This is a genomic window from Mycolicibacterium canariasense, assembly GCF_002101555.1.
Lineage (GTDB): Bacteria > Actinomycetota > Actinomycetes > Mycobacteriales > Mycobacteriaceae > Mycobacterium > Mycobacterium canariasense.
In genome coordinates this window covers 25,161-41,702 of sequence record NZ_LQOL01000050.1, presented here as the reverse complement: position 1 = coordinate 41,702, position 16,542 = coordinate 25,161, and the positions used below count along the sequence as shown (strand labels likewise).

Sequence of the window (16,542 nt, the reverse complement as noted above, 5' to 3'; positions counted from 1 at the left end):
CAACCTTGAACGGTGACCGACACACCGGTGTGCGTGCTGGGGCTGGGACTGATCGGCGGCTCCTTGATGCGCGCCGCTGCAGAGGCAGGCCGCCAGGTCTTCGGCTACAACCGATCCGTCGACGGCGTCGCGGCCGCCCGCCTCGACGGTTTCGACGCCACCGCGGCCCTGGACGAGGTGCTGGCCCGGGCCGCCGACACCGATGCGCTGATCGTGCTGGCCGTCCCGATGCCCGCCCTGTCGGGGATGCTCGACCATATCGGCCGCATCGCCCCGAACTGTGCGCTGACCGACGTGATCAGCGTGAAGGGCGCGGTCCTGCGGGAGGTGCAGGAACACGGGCTGGTGTCCCGGTTCGTCGGCGGGCACCCGATGACGGGCACCGCGCACTCCGGCTGGGCCGCCGGCAACAAGGAGCTGTTCGCCGGCACCCCGTGGGTGGTCAGCGTCGATGACCACGTCGACGCGCAGGTGTGGGCTGCGGTGATGAACCTGGCGCTGGACTGCCGCGCGTTCGTGGTCCCGGCCCGCTCCGATGAGCACGACGCCGCCGCAGCCGCGATCTCGCACCTGCCGCATCTGCTGGCCGAGGCGCTGGCCGTCACCGCCGGCGATGTGCCGCTGGCGTTCGCGCTGGCCGCGGGATCGTTCCGGGACGGCACCCGGGTCGCGGCGACCGCCCCCGACCTGGTGCGGGCCATGTGCGAAGCCAACGCCGAGGAGCTGCTGGCCCAGCTGGACCGCACGCTCGAGCTGCTCACCCAGGCCAGGGAGCACCTGGCGACGCAAACCTCGGTGGCCGACCTGGTGGACGCCGGCCACGCCGCCCGCGTCCGGTATGACAGCTTCAGCCGGCCCGACATCCTGCACGTGACGATCGGCGCGGAGAACTGGCGCGACGAACTGGCCGCCGCCGGCCGGGCCGGCGGGGTGATCAGATCCGCTCTGCCAGTCCTGGATAGTCCAGGATGAAGCCGTCGGAGTCGACGGTGATGGTGGTCTCGGCGACCGGTGATTTCAGGCTGATGCCGACGCCCTCGCCGGTGCTGCTGTAGCTGATGGTCTCCAGGTCGACGGTGAGTTCCGGCAGCCGCACGTAGACCACCGGCAGGCTGAGCGCGTCGGCCCGCTGGTGCAGCCCGGTGCGCCGGATGGGCAGCGCGTTGAAGAACGGGCTGAACACCACGTCCACGTCGAGCGCGCCCTCGAAGGCGGCCCGCCTGGTCTGGTTCTGGTGGTCCTGCACCAGCCACATGTTCTCTTCGTCGCGAGCGATGGACAGCTGACGTTCCCGCTCGGCCAGCGTCATGGTCAGCGACAGCCGTTTGGTGGCACCGGCCTCGTCGGTGACCAGGTCATACGAGGCGCTGAAGGCGGGATGTGACTCGGTGGCCGCGGCCACGATACGGCCATAGGCCTTGATCCGGTTCCCGGACAGCTGGACCCGTACCGACTCCATCCGCGGCTGCTCATGGGCGCGCCAGGTCAGGATCGCCGGCCAAGCGCCGTCGGACTCAGTGCCTGATTGAGGGGCTGCGTCAGTCACCTCTCTACCGTAGGCGACGCGCCCCGGGCTTCGTAGCCGCGTTCCGAACTCCGCCCCCGCACGGCCCCCGATCGTGATTCGAGCGCGACCTCGTCGTCGATCAACGGCTGCGGTAGGCGCCGCCAGCGGCCCACTCCCGGCTGGGACAGCCACACCGCGAAGGCCAGGGCGGCGTCCAGGATCAGCGCCAGCGCGGTCACCATCAGGGCACCCACCAGCGCGATGTGGAACTGCCTGATCTTGATGCCGTCGATGAGGTAGCGCCCCAGCCCGCCCAGGCTGGCATAGGCGGCGACGGTGGCGGTCGCCACAATCTGCAGGGTCGCAGTGCGCAGCCCACCCAGGATCAGCGGCAGGGCGTTGGGCACCTCGACCCGGGACAGCACCTGGCGTTCGGTCATGCCCATGGACCGCGCGGCGTCGACGACGGCGGCGTCGACGTTGGCGATGCCGGCATACGTCCCGGCCAGCAGCGGCGGGATACCCAGCAGCATCAGCGCGACGGTGGGTGGTATCAGTCCCAGCCCCCACAGCAGCACCCCGAGCAGCAGGACCCCCAGCGTCGGCAGGGCACGTAACGCGTTGACGCCGGTGACCACCAGGAAGGTGCCGCGGCCGGTATGCCCGATGAGCAGGCCGACCGGGATCGCGACCAACGCCGAGAACAGCACCGCGATCGCGGTGTACTGCAGGTGTTCGGCGATCCGGATGCCCAGCCCGGCCGGGCCGGACCAGTGCTCCGCGGTGAAGATGTAGGACAGGGCCTGCTGCAGGAAGTTCATCGCGCCCCCGCCGTGGCTCGGGTCCAAGGGGTGATCGCCTTGCCCGCCAACAGGATCAGCGCGTCGATCACCACGGCCAGCACGAAGATCGCGATGATGCCGGCGATGATCTGGCCGCTCTTGTTGGCCTGATAGCCCTCGGTGAACCAGGTCCCCAGGCCGCCGATGCCGATCACCGACCCCACCGACACCATCGAGATATTGGTCACCGCGACCACCCGGAGGCTGGCGATGAGCACCGGAACCGCCAGGGGCAGTTCGACTTTGACAATACGGGTGAAGGGCCGGTATCCGACGGCGGTGGCCGCGTCCAACACGTCGGCGGGCACCGCGTCCAGCGCCTCGGGTACGGCGCGCACCAGCAGCGCGGTGGTGTACAGCGTGAGCGCGACGATGACGTTGGTCTCGTCGAGGATGCGGGTCGGGATGATCAGCGGCAGCGCCACGAACAGCGCCAGCGACGGGATGGTGAACACGATGCTCGCGAGCACCGTGATGGTGCGGCGCGGCACGGTGGTGCGCTGCACGGCCGCGCCCAGCGGTATCGCGATGAGCAGCCCGAGCACGATCGGCACCAGCGACAGGCGCAGGTGGATCAGCGTCAGCGCCCACGCCTTGTCCAGATGGGTCAGCAGATACGTCACTACCCGACCTTCGGCACCCGGCGTTGTCGTTGCAGTGCTGCCAGCACGTCGTCGGCCCGGATACCGCCCAGCAGCCGCCCGCCGTCGTCGACGGCCACACCCAGCCCCGACGGTGAGGACAGCGCGGCGTCCAGCGCCTGGCGCAGCGAGCCGTCCGGCGGGAAGAATGAGCCGCCGCCGATCGTGCTGTCGTACAACGTGCTTCCCTTGCGGTGGACGTCGACGCCCTCGGCGTTGATCCACGCCACCGGCTTCCCGTCGGACCGGATCACCAGCAACCATTCCCCAGGATCGAGCTGCTGGGCGTCGATCTCGGACTCGGCCACCTGCGGGATGTCGTGCAGCGGCAGCCCGTTGCCCTCGAAGAACTGCAGCCCGCGGTAGCCGCGGTCGGCCCCGACGAAACCGGACACCAGTTCGTTGGCCGGATTGGACAATACGAACGCCGGATCGGCGTACTGCTGCAGCACCCCGCCCCGGCCGAATACGGCCACCTTGTCCCCGAGTTTGACCGCCTCGTCGATATCATGCGTGACGAACACGATGGTCTTGCGCAATTCGCTTTGCAGCCGCAGGATCTCGGTCTGCAACTCCTCCCGCACCACCGGATCGACGGCACTGAACGGTTCATCCATCAACAGGATGGGCGGGTCGGCCGCCAGCGCCCTGGCCACTCCGACGCGCTGCTGCTGGCCACCGGACAGTTGCGCCGGATAGCGGTTGGCCAGTTTGGGGTCCAGGCCCACCCGCTCCAACACACCCAGCGCGGCTTTGCGTGCAGCGCGGCGTGTTTCGCCCTTGAGCACCGGTACGGTGGCGACGTTGTCGACGACCCGCTGATGCGGCATCAGCCCGGCGCTCTGGATGACGTAACCGATGCCCAGCCGCAGCTTGACCGGGTCGACCTCGGTCACGTCGTTGCCGTCGACGGTGAGCGTGCCCGAGGTCGGCTCGATCATCCGGTTGATCATCCGCATGGAGGTGGTCTTGCCGCAGCCCGAGGGCCCGACGAATGCCGCCAGCGTGCCCTCCGGGATGTCGAGGGTGAGATCGTCGACCGCGACGGTGCCGTCCGGGTAGGTCTTGGTGACGTTGGTGAAGGTGATCATCGCAAACTCACTTACCGGGAAGGGGTTTGTCGAAACCGTTGTCCGCGATCCACTTTCCGGCCGCCTCGTCGGGGTCGACCCCCTTGTTGCCCTCGACCGAGGTGTTGAGGTCGATCAGCGCCGCGGTGGACAGTTTCGCGCTGACGGCGTCGAGCACGGATTTCAGATCGGTGGACAGCTTCTGCGAGGCCACCAGGGGCACCACGTTGGCGGCGAGGAACACGCTCTTGGGGTCCTCCAGCACCACCAGCTTGTCCTGCACGATGGCCGGTGAGGTGCTGAAGACGTTGGCCGCGGTGATGGCGCCGCTGGTGAGTGCCTGCACGGTGGCCGGCCCACCACCGTCACTGATGGCGACGAAGTTGGCCGGGGAGATGGTCAGCCCGTATTGGTCCTTGAGACCCACCAGTCCGGTCCGCCGGGTCTGAAACTCCGACGGGCCGCCCACTTTCACCTCCGCCGAGTGGGCGGCCAGGTCGGCGATGGACTTCAATTTCCACCGCTGTGCGGTGGCCGCCGACACCGCGAGGGTGTCCTTGTCCTCGGCCGGGGACGGGTAGGTGATCGACAGGTCCCCCGGTAGCGCCTTGAGCAGTGCCAGCAGCACCGCATCGGAGGTGGTGGCCGTGCTGGCGGCATCGAAGTACTGCAGCAGGTTTCCGGTGTATTCCGGAATGAGGTCGATAGAATGGTCCTGGACGGCGGGGATGTAGGTTTCGCGGCTGCCGATACCGAATTGCCGCTTGATGGTGAAACCGTTGGCCTCCAGCGCCTGGGCGTAGATCTCGGCGATGATCTTCGATTCGGTGAAGTCGGCCGAGCCGACGGTGATCGCCTTCAGATCACCGGAGACCGTGCCACCGCCGAGCGGGTCGGCACTGCCGCACCCCGCGCTCAGCACGGCGAGCAACGTCACGATGACGAGCCCGATCGCCGATGTTCCCCGTCTGCAGCGCATACCATCCCCTCGGCCATGCCGACTGTGATACGTGGCAATTCCCCCGACAGTAACGGGCCGCGACGCGACATGCCGAGCTTTGATTCACCGTGAAGTGGTTTGCTTCGGGCGCCGAAAGGGCAAGGATGGGGGCATGAGCAACGATCCGATCGCGCCGGACCCGGTCCCGGAACCGCCGGCCGACCTGCCCCCGGCGGCCCCACCGGAAGATGCGGTCAAGTTCACCAGGGCGGCCGCACTGTGGTCATCGCTGATCGTCGGCTTCCTCATCCTGATCGTGCTGCTGATCTTCATCGCGCAGAACACCGATTCCGGCACGTTCCACTTCCTGGGCTGGAACTGGTCGCTGCCGCTCGGGGTGGCGCTGCTGCTGGCCGCGGTGTGCGGCGGATTGCTGGCGGTGCTCGTCGGCGCCGCCCGAATCGTGCAGCTGCGCATCGCGGCCCGCAAGAATCTGAAAGCCGCCCGGCGACTCTAGACCAGCCGCAGACCCTCGGCGATCAACGGCGCCACGGTGGCACCCACGACCGACTCGGCGCCGCCCTCCCTGGCGCGGAAGTCGATGCCGGCCGCGATGATGGCCAGTTTGAAATAGGCCAGGGCCATGTAGAAGTCCCAGTTGCGCAGTTCCTGGCCGCTGGCCACCGCATACCGCTGGGCCAGGCCGTCGGCCGACGGCAGCAGCGGTGACGTCCACGCCGCCTGCATGCCCAGCACCTCGTCGAAGTTCGGGTTGCGGTATACGCACATCAGGGCCGCGTCGGACAGCGGGTCACCGAGGGTGGACAGTTCCCAGTCCAGCACCGCGCGCACGATGGTCGGGTCCGAGCCATCCAGGATGGTGTTGTCGATGCGGTAGTCCCCGTGCACGATGGAGGCCCGCGAACTCGCCGGGATGCCTTGCGCCAGAGCGGAATGCAGCCGCTTCACATCGTCGTCGCGGGGGTCGTCGGGCAGCCGCACCAGATCCCATTGCGACCCCCAGCGCCGCACCTGGCGCTCCAGGTAGCCCTGCGCCTTCCCGAAGTCACCCAGCCCGACGGCCTGCGGGTCGACGGCATGCAGATCGGCCAGCACCGTGATCAGCGCGTCGACACACCCCTCGATGACCGTCGCGTCGCCGAGGGCCTGCAGTTCGTCGGCGCTGCGCACCACCTGGCCCTCGACGTTCTCGACCATCTGGAAGGGGGCGCCCAGCACGGAATCGTCGTTGCGCATGGTCACCGCGCGGGCCACCGGCACCGGGGTGCCGGCCAGCGCGGCCACCACCTTGTACTCGCGCGCCATATCGTGCGCCGACGGGGTCAGCCCGTGCAGCGGCGGCCGGCGCAGCACCCAGGCCGACGTGTCGTCGAACACCCGGAAGGTCAGGTTGGACCGGCCACCGGAGATCAGTTCGGCACGCAGCTCACCGGAGCGGGGAATCCCTTCGGCGCGCAGGTGGCGGTCCAGGGCGTCGAGGTCGAGTCCATCCAGAGAGGTCACCGGAACTGTCTACCACCGCACATTTCGCGGCAGCAGATCCCATACGTGTTCGGTGCCGTTCACCGCGGCCACGGACAGCTTGCCGCTGCGCGAGGCCAGCAGCCGGGTCACCGAGGCGTAGTCGACGTGGAACGACAGCAGCCGCTCGGTACCCAGGATGTGATGCAGCAGGACGTTGATGACGCCGCCGTGGCTGAACAGCACCACGGTGTCGTCGTGGTTGGCCGTGGCGATCAGGTCGTCGACGGCGGTCACCACCCGGGCCAGGAACGCCACCTCGTCGACACCGCTGGGCAGCTGCCCGGCGGCCAGCCGGGCCAGTTCCTCGGGGTTTTCCTGCGCGATCTGTTCGATCGGTACGTAGTGCGACATGTCGCGGTCGTATTCGGCGAGCCGTTCGTCGACGTCGACGGTCAGGCCGAGCTTGTCGGCGAGCGGGCCCGCGGTCTGCACGGCGCGCCGCTGCGGGCTGCTGACCAGCCGGCCGACCGGGAACCGGGACAGCGCGTCGGGCAGGCGCGCCGCCTGCGCGATGCCCTGCTCGGACAGCTCGGGATCGGAGCCCTGGCCGGGCTCGCTGCGCAGTGGAAGCGCATGACGGACCAGAAGCAGCTGCATCCTGACACCCTATGGCCGCATACAGGGGAGGTCCGGGGATGGTTGCCTTGGCTAGGGCGTGATGATGGCGAAGCCCGGATCCGGCCGGTCCAGGGCGCCCAGCAGCTGGGTCAACGCTTCGGGGTCACCGGTGAACTCCACCCCCGGTGAATCGCGGTCACCGGCGGCGAACGTCAACAGCCGGCCCTTGGTGGCGAAGGTGACGGTGGCAGTGGCGGTGGCCGGATCCGCTGATGCGCGGCGGTGCACCAGCACCCCGTTGCGCAGCGTCAGCCGATAATCGGCCGCCAGGTCGACGAAGGTGACGTCAATGGTCAGGTCCAGGTCCCAGGCCCGCGGCCCGTTGACGTTGATGGCGAAGGTGTCGAACATCTGCTCCGGGGTCAGCTGGGCGAGCACCGTCGGCGACGTGGTCTGGGTGGGCGTGCCGAAGTTGCCGTCGCGCAGTTCGGTCGCCCCGGACAGGAAGAAGTTGCGCCAGACCGCGTTCTCGGCGCCGTAGGCCAGTTGTTCCAGGGTGTCGGCGTACAGTTCCCGGGCGCCGGCATGGTTCTCGTCGGTGAAGATGGCGTGATCGAGCAGTGTTGCCGCCCAACGGAAGTCGCCGTCGTCGAAGGCCTGTTGCGCCAGCTCGACAACGCGGTCCAGGCCCCCCATCGCCTGCACATACCGCGGTCCGATGGCCTCCGGCGGGTGCGGCCAGAGCCGGCCGGGATTGCCGTCGAACCAGCCCATGTAGCGCTGGTACACCGCCTTGACGTTGTGGCTGACCGAGCCGTAGTAGCCGTGGGTGTGCCAGGCCTTCTCCAGCGCCGGCGGCAGCTGGAAGTTCTCGGCGATCTCGATACCGGTGAACCCCTGGTTGAGCTGGCGCAGGGTCTGGTCGTGCAGGTAGGCGTACAGGTCGCGCTGCACCGAGAGGTATTCGACGATGTTGTCCCGGCCCCAGGTCGGCCAGTGGTGCGAGGCGAACACCACGTCGGTGCGGTCGGCGAAGGTGTCGATGGCCTCGGTGAGGTAGCCGGCCCAGCCGTGCGGATCCCGCACCAGCGCACCGCGCAGGGTCAGCAGATTGTGCAGGTTGTGGGTGGCGTTCTCGGCCATGCACAACGCCTTGAATTTCGGGAAGTAGAAGTGCATCTCGGCCGGCGCCTCGGTGCCGGGAGCCATCTGGAATTCGATCTCGACGCCGTCGACGGTGTGCTTCTCGCCGGTGGTGCGCACGTCGATGGTGGGGACGATGAGCGCCACCTCGCCCAGCGACGGGGCCTGCCCGAGCCCGCAGCCGACCTGACCTTGCGGCCCGCGCGCCAGCACCGCGCCGTACATGTAGGCGGCGCGCCGCGTCATCGCCGTGCCGGCGTAGACGTTCTCCTGGACTGCGTGGTCGGTGAAGCCCTCCGGCGCGATGACGGCCACCGCGCCGGCGTCCACCTCGTCCTGCGAGGTCACCCCCAGCACTCCACCGAAATGGTCGACATGGCTGTGGGTGTAGATCACGGCTTTGACGGGCCGATCCCCGCGGTGCTCGCGGTACAGCGCCAGGGCGGCGGCCGCGGTCTCGGTGGAGACCAGCGGGTCGATGACGATGATGCCGGTGTCGCCTTCGACGAAGCTGATGTTCGACAGATCCAGGCCACGCACCTGGTAGATGCCCGGCGCGTCGTCTCCCGTCGCTCCGCTCGCCCTGGTGACCTCATACAGCCCCTGCTTGGTGCACAGCTGGGACTGCCGCCACAGACTCGGATGCACCGAATCCGGTGTCTCCCCCGCCAGGAAACCGTAGGAGTCGTTGTCCCAAACCACCTTTCCGCCGGCCCCGGTCACCACGCATGGCTCCAGGGCCCCGATGAACCCGCGGTCGGCGTCGGCGAAGTCGCGGGTGTCGTCGAACGGCAGGCCGGCGCGGTGCCCGCGGTTGGCGGCGGCGATGGCGGCGGTGGGCGGCTTCTGCTCCATGCAGACGACGATGCCACGTAAAGCGGCTCTGCGCGCCGGATTACAACCGGTGCAGCGTGATTTCGGTGAGCACGCCGGCGGCCAGCGTCGCGGTCATGTACGTGCAGTGCGGCTGACGCCGCCGGTCGGTCGGCGAGCCCGGATTCAGCAACCGCAGACCGGTGGACGCGGTCGCGTCCCACGGGATGTGACTGTGCCCGAAAACCAGCACGTCGGTATCCGGGTAGAGCCGCGCCATCCGCTCGTCGCGGCCGGCAGCCGCCCCGGTTTCGTGCACAACGGTGAAGCGCAGCCCCTGCAGGGTGGCGTCGGCGCGCTCGGGCAGCCGGGTGCGAAGTTCGTCACCGTCGTTGTTGCCCCAGCAGGCCAGCAGCCGACTCGAGCGCGACTCCAGTTCATCGAGTAGGTCCAGGGACACCCAGTCGCCGGCGTGGATCACCACATCGGCGGTATCGACGGCCGCCCAGACCGCGGCGGGCAGATCCCGCGCCCGTTTGGGTACGTGGGTGTCCGCGATGAGGAGCAGGCGCACGGCATCACCGTAACGCGGTGCCGGAATGCGAGATGAGTGCGCCCGAAGGGATTCGAACCCCTAACCTTCTGATCCGTAGTCAGATGCTCTATCCGTTGAGCTACGGGCGCCTGGTAAATCTGGTCGAACTATTCAGTTGTCCGGCGGAGGCGAGAGGATTTGAACCTCCGGTCCCCTGTAAGGGGGACAACTCATTAGCAGTGAGTCCCATTCGGCCGCTCTGGCACGCCTCCTGAACGATCTGAGGGTACCGGACCCCCGGAACCGCCGAGCGCACAGATTACACAGGCCGGACGGCGGAAGGCAAAGCGCGACCTCGGACGGCCGCGACGGCACCCCTAGAATGGCCGGGTGACCGCCCGCCTGCGCCCCGAGATGGCCGACCTCCCGGCTTACACCCCCGGCCGTACGGTGCCCGGCGCCATCAAGATCGCCAGCAACGAGACCGTGGACGGCCCGCTGCCCAGCGTGCGCGAGGCCGTCGCCGCCGCCATGGAGACCATCAACCGGTATCCGGACAACGGCTACCAGGATCTGCGTGAGCGGCTGGCCAAGCACGTGGACTTCGCCCCCGAGCACATCTCGGTGGGCTGCGGCTCCGTCAGCCTGTGCCAGCAGCTCATCCAGATCACCGCCTCGGTGGGTGACGAGGTGATGTTCGGCTGGCGCAGCTTCGAGATCTACCCGCTGCAGGTGCGCACCGCCGGTGCCACCCCGGTGCCCGTGCCGCTGACCGACCACATCCACGACCTGGACGCCATGCTGGCCGCGATCACCGACCGCACCCGGCTGATCTTCGTGTGCAATCCGAACAACCCGACCTCCACCGTGGTGGATCCGGCCAAGCTGGAGGCGTTCGTGGCGGCGGTGCCGTCGGACATCCTGGTGGTCATCGACGAGGCGTACGTCGAGTACATCCGGGACGGACTGCTGCCGGACAGCCTGGCGCTGGTGCGCAACCACCCGAATGTCGTTGTGCTGCGGACCTTCTCCAAGGCGTACGGGCTGGCCGGCCTGCGCGTCGGATACGCCGTCGCCGATCCGGAGATCGTCACCGCACTGGGCAAGGTCTACGTGCCGTTCACCGCGACGACGGTGTCACAGGCCGCCGCCATCGCCAGCCTGGATGCCGCCGACGAGTTGCTGGCCCGCACCGACACGGTGGTGGCCGAACGCAACCGGGTCAGCGCCGCGCTGCGGGAAGCCGGCTACGAGTTGCCGGAGTCCCAGGCCAACTTCGTCTGGTTGCCGCTGCCCGGCCGCACCGACGAGTTCGTCAACGCCGCCGCAGAAAGCCGCATCGTGGTGCGCCCATACGGCCAGGACGGCGTGCGGGTGACCGTCGCCGCGCCCCACGAGAACGACGCGTTCCTGGCCTTCGCCCGCGAGTGGATCGCCTCGCGAGCAGGACAGAAATGAGCCCTCGCAACGTCTTCGAAGACCTCAAGCGGCGCGGCGGCCAGATCGCCGACGCCGAACTCGACGAATTCTGGGCGACGCTGCCGCCGGCCGATATCGAGTTCATGCTCGGTGAGTGGCAGGGCGGCGAATTCCAGACCGGCCACAAGGCCAACGGATTCATGAGGCGGCTCAACTGGTTCGGCAAGACGTTCAACTCGGCCGCCGATGCCCAACCGCTGGTGTGCCTGGACGCCGACGGCAACAAGTTCTCCAACACCGAGGCGATGAACGGCGAGGCCAGTCTGTGGCTGGAGGAGTTCCGCGGTGAGTCGACGGCCACCATGGTGTACGACGGCAAGCCCGTGCACGACCATTTCAAGGTGATCGACGACAACGCGGTGCTGGGCATCATGAACGGCAAGGGCGCCGTGGTGGACGGGAAGTACCTCTACTTCTATCTGGAACGCGTGTAGACCGTGCGGCGGGCACTGGCGGCAACTTTCCTGGTGACGGTGACACTGCTCGCCGGCTGTGCCCGCACCACCGAGGGTTCGGTGGCGATGACCACCGAGCCGGGCCCCGCCCTGACCACACGCCCGACGGCGCCGGCCACGTCGTCGATACCCACCACCACCAGCCGCGCCCCGCGTGGCGGCTCGACGGTGCCCGATGTGCCCGCGCCCCCGAATGCGCTGACGATGAAGTGCTCGGACTACACCCAGCTGGACGAGGCCACCCAAAAGGCCGTCGTCAACGCGATCCTGGAGCAGGAGCAGTCGATACTGACGCCGGATAACATCGACGTCGCCAAGACGCTGGCCGACGCGGTGTGCCAGTTCCTGGTGGGCAGCACGGTCAGCGAGGTGCTGCTCGGAGGGCCGGTCCCGTAGCGCGTTAGCCTTCACGACATGGCTTATGAATCCGTCACCGTCGACATCGCCGACCACGTCGCACGGGTCACGCTGATCGGGCCGGGCAAGGGCAATGCCATGGGCCCGGCGTTCTGGGACGAGATGCCTGACGTGTTCGGCACGCTGGACGCCGACCCCGAGGTCCGCGCGATCGTGCTGACCGGGTCCGGCAAGAATTTCAGCTACGGGCTGGATCTGCCCGCGATGGGGGCGACGCTGCCGGGCCTGGACGCCGGCGCGAAGGCTCGCGCCGAGTTCCACACCAAGCTGCAGCGGATGCAGGCGGCCATCTCCGCCGTGGCCGATGCCCGCACACCGACCGTCGCCTCGATCCACGGCTGGTGCATCGGCGGCGGCGTCGACCTGATCAGCGCCGCCGATATCCGGTACGCCAGCGCGGATGCCAAGTTCTCGGTGCGCGAGACCAAGCTGGCGATCGTGGCCGACGTGGGCTCGCTGGCCCGGCTGCCGCTCATCCTGTCCGACGGTCACCTGCGCGAACTGGTGTTGACGGGCAAGGACATCGATGCTGCGCGAGCCGAGAAGATCGGTCTGGTCAACGACGTCCACCCGGACCCCGAGTCCTCGCTGGCCGCCGCGCACGCCACCGCCGCCGAGATCGCCGCCAACCCGCCGCTGACCGTGGCCGGGGTGAAGGACGTGCTCGACCAGCAGCGCATCGCCCGGGTATCGGAGAGTCTTCGCTATGTGGCGGCCTGGAATTCGGCGTTCCTGCCGTCGAAGGATCTGGCCGAGGCGGTGACCGCGATGTTCCAGAAGCGGCCACCCCAGTTCACCGGCGAATAAGCGTTCCACAAATTACACCGACGTGAGTCGCGACACGGTCACGGATGGGTATCCATCGATGCACCGCTAGCCACATCGGCCTCACCGGACACTAGCGTCACAGCTGTACAAGTGCAGGCGTCGTTCCGGCGTCCGCCCCTGAAAGGTGTGACATGTCGCGGCGTCGTCGAATTGCCCCGCTGCCGGTGGTCGTGGTGACCACCGCCGGACTGTGCGCGGCGATCGGCACCACACCGACGGCGCTGGCCGAACCGTGCACCGGTGCGGCGGCGGCCGCGCAGCCGCCCGCGGGCACCGGCGCCATCCCGGAAGCGCCCATCAACGGTGGACCACCCTTGGGCCACAAGCCATCCGGCGCCAACGACAATGCGCCGCTGCCGCGGCTCGGGCAGTTGACCCGGTCGATCATCAGCGCGTTGACCCCGCAGCAGGTTCAGCAGCAGGCGGCGGTGGCGCCCGCACCGAAACCCACCAAGACCGCGGCCCCCGCCCCGCCACCGGCGCCCGCATCGGCCCCCATGCCGGCTCCGGGTACCGCACTGATCGGCTGGGTCACCGGCCCGGAGAGCTCGAACAACACCATCGCCAAGTACTCGATCACCGGTACCGACCTCGGGATCATGTGGGACAACGGCAATCCCGGGAACCATCAGGTGCTGATGGCCTTCGGTGACACCTATGGGTACTGCAGCACCCCACAGAAGCAATGGCGTTACAACGTGCTGATGCGCAGCCAGGACACCGCTCTGACCAATTCGGTGGGCGCCTCCAGTGCGCCGTCCTGGCGGCCCGGGCTGGCCAAGCAGATCATCAACAGCATCGGCTGGGCGCCCGTCGAGAAGGGCATCATCCCGACCGCCGGAATATCGGTGGGCGGCAACCAGTACGTCAACTTCATGTCGATCAAGAACTGGGATGCCGACGGGCGATGGTCGACCAACTTCTCGGCCCTGGCCGTCTCGCCGGACAACGGCGAGCACTGGGGTGTCTACCCGAACACCGTGCGCACGCCGTCCCCGGACAGCATCGATCGCGTCGGATATACACCCGGCAACGAGAATTTCCAGATGGGCGCCTTCATGAAACCGGGCCCCGGCGACAACTACCTGTACTCGTTCGGTACCCCGCCGGGCCGCGGCGGTTCGGCGTATGTGGCGCGGGTGCTGCCGGCCTTCCTGCCCGACCTGAGCAAGTACGAGTACTGGAATTCCGATAACAACGCGTGGGTGCCGGGCAATCCCGGTGCCGCGACGGCGGTCATCCCCGGCCCGCTCGGTGAAATGTCCGCGCAGTACAACACGTACCTGAAGCAGTACGTGGTGCTCTACTGCAACGGACTCAACGATGTGGTGATGCGCACCGCGCCTGCCCCGCAGGGACCGTGGGGGCCGGAGGCCATGCTGGTGTCGCATTCGGAGTTCCCCGGCGGGATCTACGCCCCGTTCCTGCACCCGTGGTCGACGGGAAAGGTGTTGTACTACAACCTTTCCCTGTGGTCGGACTACAACGTGATGTTGATGCGCACGGTGTTGCCGTAACCTGCCGTCACACCTCGATGCGTGAGCCGATGATGACGGTGCGGTCCAGCGGCAGCGCGAAATGCCCGGCCGCGTCCGCGGTGATGTACGACGTGGCGATGAAGAGCCTTTTCCGCCAGGGCGCCATCGTGTTCGCGGGGCCCGGGGTCAGTTCGAGTTTGGACAGGTAGTAAGTCGCGTCATCGGCCGACAGCGGCCGATCGGCGAACGGCAGCGGGCCCAGAAGCCGCAGGGCCGCAGGCACATCCGGCTGCTCCATATAGCCGTACTTGGCCCTGACGAAGATGATGCCGTCGTCGGTGTAGCCGAGATTGTCGATGGTGATCCGGTCCTCATCGGCGATGCGCGGCACCGGCTGCACCTCCAGCGACATGATGATGGCCTGTTCCTGCAGCACCCGGTTGTGTTCCACGTTGGAACGCATGGCCAGTGGCGCCGTCTCGCCGCCCCGGTTGAGGAACACCGCGGTGCCCGGGATCCGGATCGGTACGGTGCGGTCGGCCGCCAGCTTGTCGACGAACGCCTGCAGCGGGCCTTCGGCCTTCTCCCGCGCCGCGGTCACCACCTCGCGGCCACGCTGCCAGGTGAGCATCACGGTGAACGCGGTGACGGCGATGAGCAGCGGCAGCCACGCCCCGTGCACCAGTTTGGTGAGGTTGGCCGCGAAGAACATCAGATCCACCACCAGCAGCGCTCCGCCACCGCCGATCAGCAGCCACAGCGGCGTGCCCCACCGGGCCCGGGCCTGATAGAGGAACAGCAGGGTGGTGATGGTGATGGTGCCGGTGACCGCCATGCCGAAGGCGTAGGCCAGGGCCGCCGAGCTGCGGAAGGCGAACACCAGCGTCAGCACCGCCACCATCAGCACGCCGTTGATCCACGGCACGTAGATCTGGCCGATGGACGACTCCGAGGTGTGCGCGATCCGTAGCCGGGGCAGATAGCCCAGCTGCGCGGCCTGGGCGGCCACCGAGAACGCGCCGGTGATGACAGCCTGGGACGCGATGACCGTCGCGGCGGTGGCGAGCACCACCATCGGGATGCGCGCCCACTCCGGGGTGAGCAGGAAAAAGGGTGCGCTGACGGCGCTTTCGTCGGCCAGCAGCAACGCGCCCTGCCCCAGGTAGCTGAGCACGCAGGCCGGCAACACCAGCCCCAGCCATGCAGTGACGATGGCGGGTCTGCCGAAATGACCCATATCGGCATACAGCGCCTCGGCGCCGGTCACGGCCAGCACCACCGCGGCCAGCGCGAAGAACGCGATATGCAGATGACCGGCCATGAATCCCAGCGCGTAGGTCGGTGAGAGCGCGCGCAGGATGTCGGGATGCGCGACGATCCCGGTGATCCCGCAGGCGCCGATCGCGACGAACCAGGCGATCATCACCGGGCCGAAGAACCGGCCGATGGTGGCGGTGCCGCGCCGCTGTACCGAGAACAGCCCCACGATGATGGTCACCGTCAGCGGGATGACCCAGCGGTCCAGTCCCGGCTCGACCACCTTCAGGCCCTCGACGGAGGACAGCACCGAGATGGCCGGGGTGATCATGCTGTCACCGAAAAACAATGCAGCGCCGAACAGCCCGAGGCCCGACAGTACGGCGGCCGTCCGTTCGTGACCGGCCGGGCAACACCGGCGCACCAGCGTGATCAGCGCCATGACCCCGCCCTCGCCGTCATTGTCGGCGCGCATCACCAGCGTGACGTAGGTGAGGGTGACGATGAGCATCACCGACCAGAAGATCAGCGACACCACACCGTAGACGTGCGGTGTGCTGAGCGGGACCGGATGCGGGTCGCCGGGGTTGAACACCGTCTGGATGGTGTAGATGGGGCTGGTGCCGATATCGCCGAAGACCACGCCGAGCGCGGCGATGACCAGCGGCGGCCGCAGTGACTGCGCATGACTGTGCACGGAACGTATTGTGCCTTGCAGGAAGGATGCTGTGACCGAACGTGTGAACATCGAGTTCTACAGTGCCGGTGAGCGTTGTGATGCATGGCTTTACCGTTCGGATCGGCAACGAAGTGTGCCGACACCCGTCATCGTCATGGCCATCGCCTCGGCGGCACCCAGGCCATGCATCTGGATGCCTATGCGCAGCGTTTCGGCTCGGCGGGATACGCGGGCTCGAAGGCGCCGGGCCGACCGGTTCTAAACTTGGTGCGTGCCACGTTCTTCGATCGACACCCACTGCGCGCGGTGCTTGCGGACAGCACCACCGGATGGTGACCCCGAGCAAGCCTCGTGG

At 68.0% G+C, this 16,542-nt stretch carries 17 protein-coding genes and 2 tRNA genes; 7 read left to right on the top strand and 12 right to left on the bottom strand.

The genetic code is table 11. From position 1 onward, the window contains the following. The first annotated feature begins 27 nt into the window (after positions 1-27). Positions 28-972, top strand: a complete 945-nt coding sequence (locus tag AWB94_RS15080; protein ID WP_062660242.1) for a prephenate dehydrogenase — start codon at positions 28-30, stop codon at positions 970-972. Here AWB94_RS15080 and AWB94_RS15075 read toward each other — a convergent pair. Genes AWB94_RS15075 through AWB94_RS15055 form a run of 5 tightly spaced genes read right to left on the bottom strand, consistent with a single transcriptional unit; the run spans position 935 to position 5,039 of the window. Next, the gene (locus tag AWB94_RS15075) at positions 935-1,546 is read right to left on the bottom strand and encodes a putative glycolipid-binding domain-containing protein (RefSeq protein WP_062660119.1); all 612 of its coding nucleotides are present in this window, start codon (positions 1,544-1,546) and stop codon (positions 935-937) included. The genes AWB94_RS15080 and AWB94_RS15075 overlap by 38 nt on opposite strands. Further along, positions 1,543-2,328, bottom strand: coding sequence for an ABC transporter permease (locus tag AWB94_RS15070; protein ID WP_062660118.1), 786 nt, complete (start codon positions 2,326-2,328; stop codon positions 1,543-1,545). The genes AWB94_RS15075 and AWB94_RS15070 overlap by 4 nt, the downstream gene beginning before the upstream one ends. Further along, the gene (locus tag AWB94_RS15065) at positions 2,325-2,972 is read right to left on the bottom strand and encodes an ABC transporter permease (protein ID WP_062660117.1); all 648 of its coding nucleotides are present in this window, start codon (positions 2,970-2,972) and stop codon (positions 2,325-2,327) included. The genes AWB94_RS15070 and AWB94_RS15065 overlap by 4 nt, the downstream gene beginning before the upstream one ends. Further along, a complete protein-coding gene (locus tag AWB94_RS15060; protein WP_062660116.1) occupies positions 2,972-4,081 on the bottom strand; it encodes an ABC transporter ATP-binding protein in 1,110 nt (369 codons plus the stop codon). The genes AWB94_RS15065 and AWB94_RS15060 overlap by 1 nt, the downstream gene beginning before the upstream one ends. Before the next feature lie 7 nt (positions 4,082-4,088). Next, complete coding sequence (locus AWB94_RS15055) at positions 4,089-5,039, bottom strand: ABC transporter substrate-binding protein (RefSeq protein WP_062660115.1); 951 nt, start codon at positions 5,037-5,039, stop codon at positions 4,089-4,091. Between the two features lie 133 nt (positions 5,040-5,172). Between AWB94_RS15055 and AWB94_RS15050 the strand changes: the two genes are divergently transcribed. Then, positions 5,173-5,517 carry a LapA family protein gene (locus AWB94_RS15050; RefSeq protein ID WP_062660114.1) on the top strand — a complete coding sequence of 115 codons (345 nt, stop codon included), beginning with the start codon at positions 5,173-5,175 and terminating at the stop codon, positions 5,515-5,517. On the opposite strand, the gene AWB94_RS15045 is transcribed toward AWB94_RS15050, so the two are convergent. The 6 genes from AWB94_RS15045 to AWB94_RS15020 all read right to left on the bottom strand — a co-directional run bounded on the left by AWB94_RS15045 (position 5,514) and on the right by AWB94_RS15020 (position 9,866). Then, complete coding sequence (locus AWB94_RS15045; protein ID WP_062660113.1) at positions 5,514-6,524, bottom strand: phosphotransferase family protein; 1,011 nt, start codon at positions 6,522-6,524, stop codon at positions 5,514-5,516. The genes AWB94_RS15050 and AWB94_RS15045 overlap by 4 nt on opposite strands. Positions 6,525-6,533: 9 nt before the next feature. Continuing rightward, positions 6,534-7,142: a histidine phosphatase family protein gene (locus tag AWB94_RS15040; protein WP_062660112.1), complete on the bottom strand. Its 609-nt coding sequence runs from the start codon at positions 7,140-7,142 to the stop codon at positions 6,534-6,536. Between the two features lie 51 nt (positions 7,143-7,193). Further along, on the bottom strand, positions 7,194-9,101 hold the full coding sequence (locus AWB94_RS15035) for an alkyl/aryl-sulfatase (RefSeq protein ID WP_062660111.1): 1,908 nt from the start codon (positions 9,099-9,101) through the stop codon (positions 7,194-7,196). Between the two features lie 40 nt (positions 9,102-9,141). Then, complete coding sequence (locus tag AWB94_RS15030) at positions 9,142-9,633, bottom strand: metallophosphoesterase family protein (protein ID WP_062660110.1); 492 nt, start codon at positions 9,631-9,633, stop codon at positions 9,142-9,144. A gap of 37 nt (positions 9,634-9,670) precedes the next feature. Then, positions 9,671-9,743 (bottom strand) — tRNA-Arg (locus AWB94_RS15025). Between the two features lie 34 nt (positions 9,744-9,777). Beyond that, positions 9,778-9,866, bottom strand: a tRNA-Ser gene (locus tag AWB94_RS15020). Positions 9,867-9,984: 118 nt separating this feature from the next. On the opposite strand from AWB94_RS15020, the gene hisC reads away from it, so the two are divergent. The 5 genes from hisC to AWB94_RS14995 all read left to right on the top strand — a co-directional run bounded on the left by hisC (position 9,985) and on the right by AWB94_RS14995 (position 14,290). After that, positions 9,985-11,052, top strand: coding sequence for a histidinol-phosphate transaminase (hisC, locus tag AWB94_RS15015; RefSeq protein ID WP_062660109.1), 1,068 nt, complete (start codon positions 9,985-9,987; stop codon positions 11,050-11,052). Then, positions 11,049-11,507: a DUF4334 domain-containing protein gene (locus tag AWB94_RS15010; protein WP_062660108.1), complete on the top strand. Its 459-nt coding sequence runs from the start codon at positions 11,049-11,051 to the stop codon at positions 11,505-11,507. The genes hisC and AWB94_RS15010 overlap by 4 nt, the downstream gene beginning before the upstream one ends. Positions 11,508-11,510: 3 nt before the next feature. Next, positions 11,511-11,924, top strand: a complete 414-nt coding sequence (locus AWB94_RS15005; protein WP_062660107.1) for a hypothetical protein — start codon at positions 11,511-11,513, stop codon at positions 11,922-11,924. A gap of 18 nt (positions 11,925-11,942) precedes the next feature. Beyond that, a complete protein-coding gene (locus AWB94_RS15000; protein WP_062660106.1) occupies positions 11,943-12,752 on the top strand; it encodes a crotonase/enoyl-CoA hydratase family protein in 810 nt (269 codons plus the stop codon). Positions 12,753-12,904: 152 nt separating this feature from the next. Beyond that, on the top strand, positions 12,905-14,290 hold the full coding sequence (locus AWB94_RS14995; RefSeq protein WP_062660105.1) for a glycoside hydrolase family 183 protein: 1,386 nt from the start codon (positions 12,905-12,907) through the stop codon (positions 14,288-14,290). A gap of 7 nt (positions 14,291-14,297) precedes the next feature. On the opposite strand, the gene AWB94_RS14990 is transcribed toward AWB94_RS14995, so the two are convergent. Continuing rightward, positions 14,298-16,256 carry a potassium transporter Kup gene (locus AWB94_RS14990; protein ID WP_084395543.1) on the bottom strand — a complete coding sequence of 653 codons (1,959 nt, stop codon included), beginning with the start codon at positions 16,254-16,256 and terminating at the stop codon, positions 14,298-14,300. Positions 16,257-16,542 lie beyond the last annotated feature (286 nt).

Coding starts and splice junctions, on each gene's coding strand:
- AWB94_RS15070 (WP_062660118.1), bottom strand. CDS start 2,328: ATGAACTTCCTGCAGCAGGCCCTGTCCTACATCTTCACCGCGGAGCAC.
- AWB94_RS15060 (WP_062660116.1), bottom strand. CDS start 4,081: ATGATCACCTTCACCAACGTCACCAAGACCTACCCGGACGGCACCGTC.
- AWB94_RS15055 (WP_062660115.1), bottom strand. CDS start 5,039: ATGCGCTGCAGACGGGGAACATCGGCGATCGGGCTCGTCATCGTGACG.
- AWB94_RS15050 (WP_062660114.1), top strand. CDS start 5,173: ATGAGCAACGATCCGATCGCGCCGGACCCGGTCCCGGAACCGCCGGCC.
- AWB94_RS15040 (WP_062660112.1), bottom strand. CDS start 7,142: ATGCAGCTGCTTCTGGTCCGTCATGCGCTTCCACTGCGCAGCGAGCCC.
- AWB94_RS15035 (WP_062660111.1), bottom strand. CDS start 9,101: ATGGAGCAGAAGCCGCCCACCGCCGCCATCGCCGCCGCCAACCGCGGG.
- AWB94_RS15010 (WP_062660108.1), top strand. CDS start 11,049: ATGAGCCCTCGCAACGTCTTCGAAGACCTCAAGCGGCGCGGCGGCCAG.
- AWB94_RS15000 (WP_062660106.1), top strand. CDS start 11,943: ATGGCTTATGAATCCGTCACCGTCGACATCGCCGACCACGTCGCACGG.
- AWB94_RS14995 (WP_062660105.1), top strand. CDS start 12,905: ATGTCGCGGCGTCGTCGAATTGCCCCGCTGCCGGTGGTCGTGGTGACC.
- AWB94_RS14990 (WP_084395543.1), bottom strand. CDS start 16,256: ATGTTCACACGTTCGGTCACAGCATCCTTCCTGCAAGGCACAATACGT.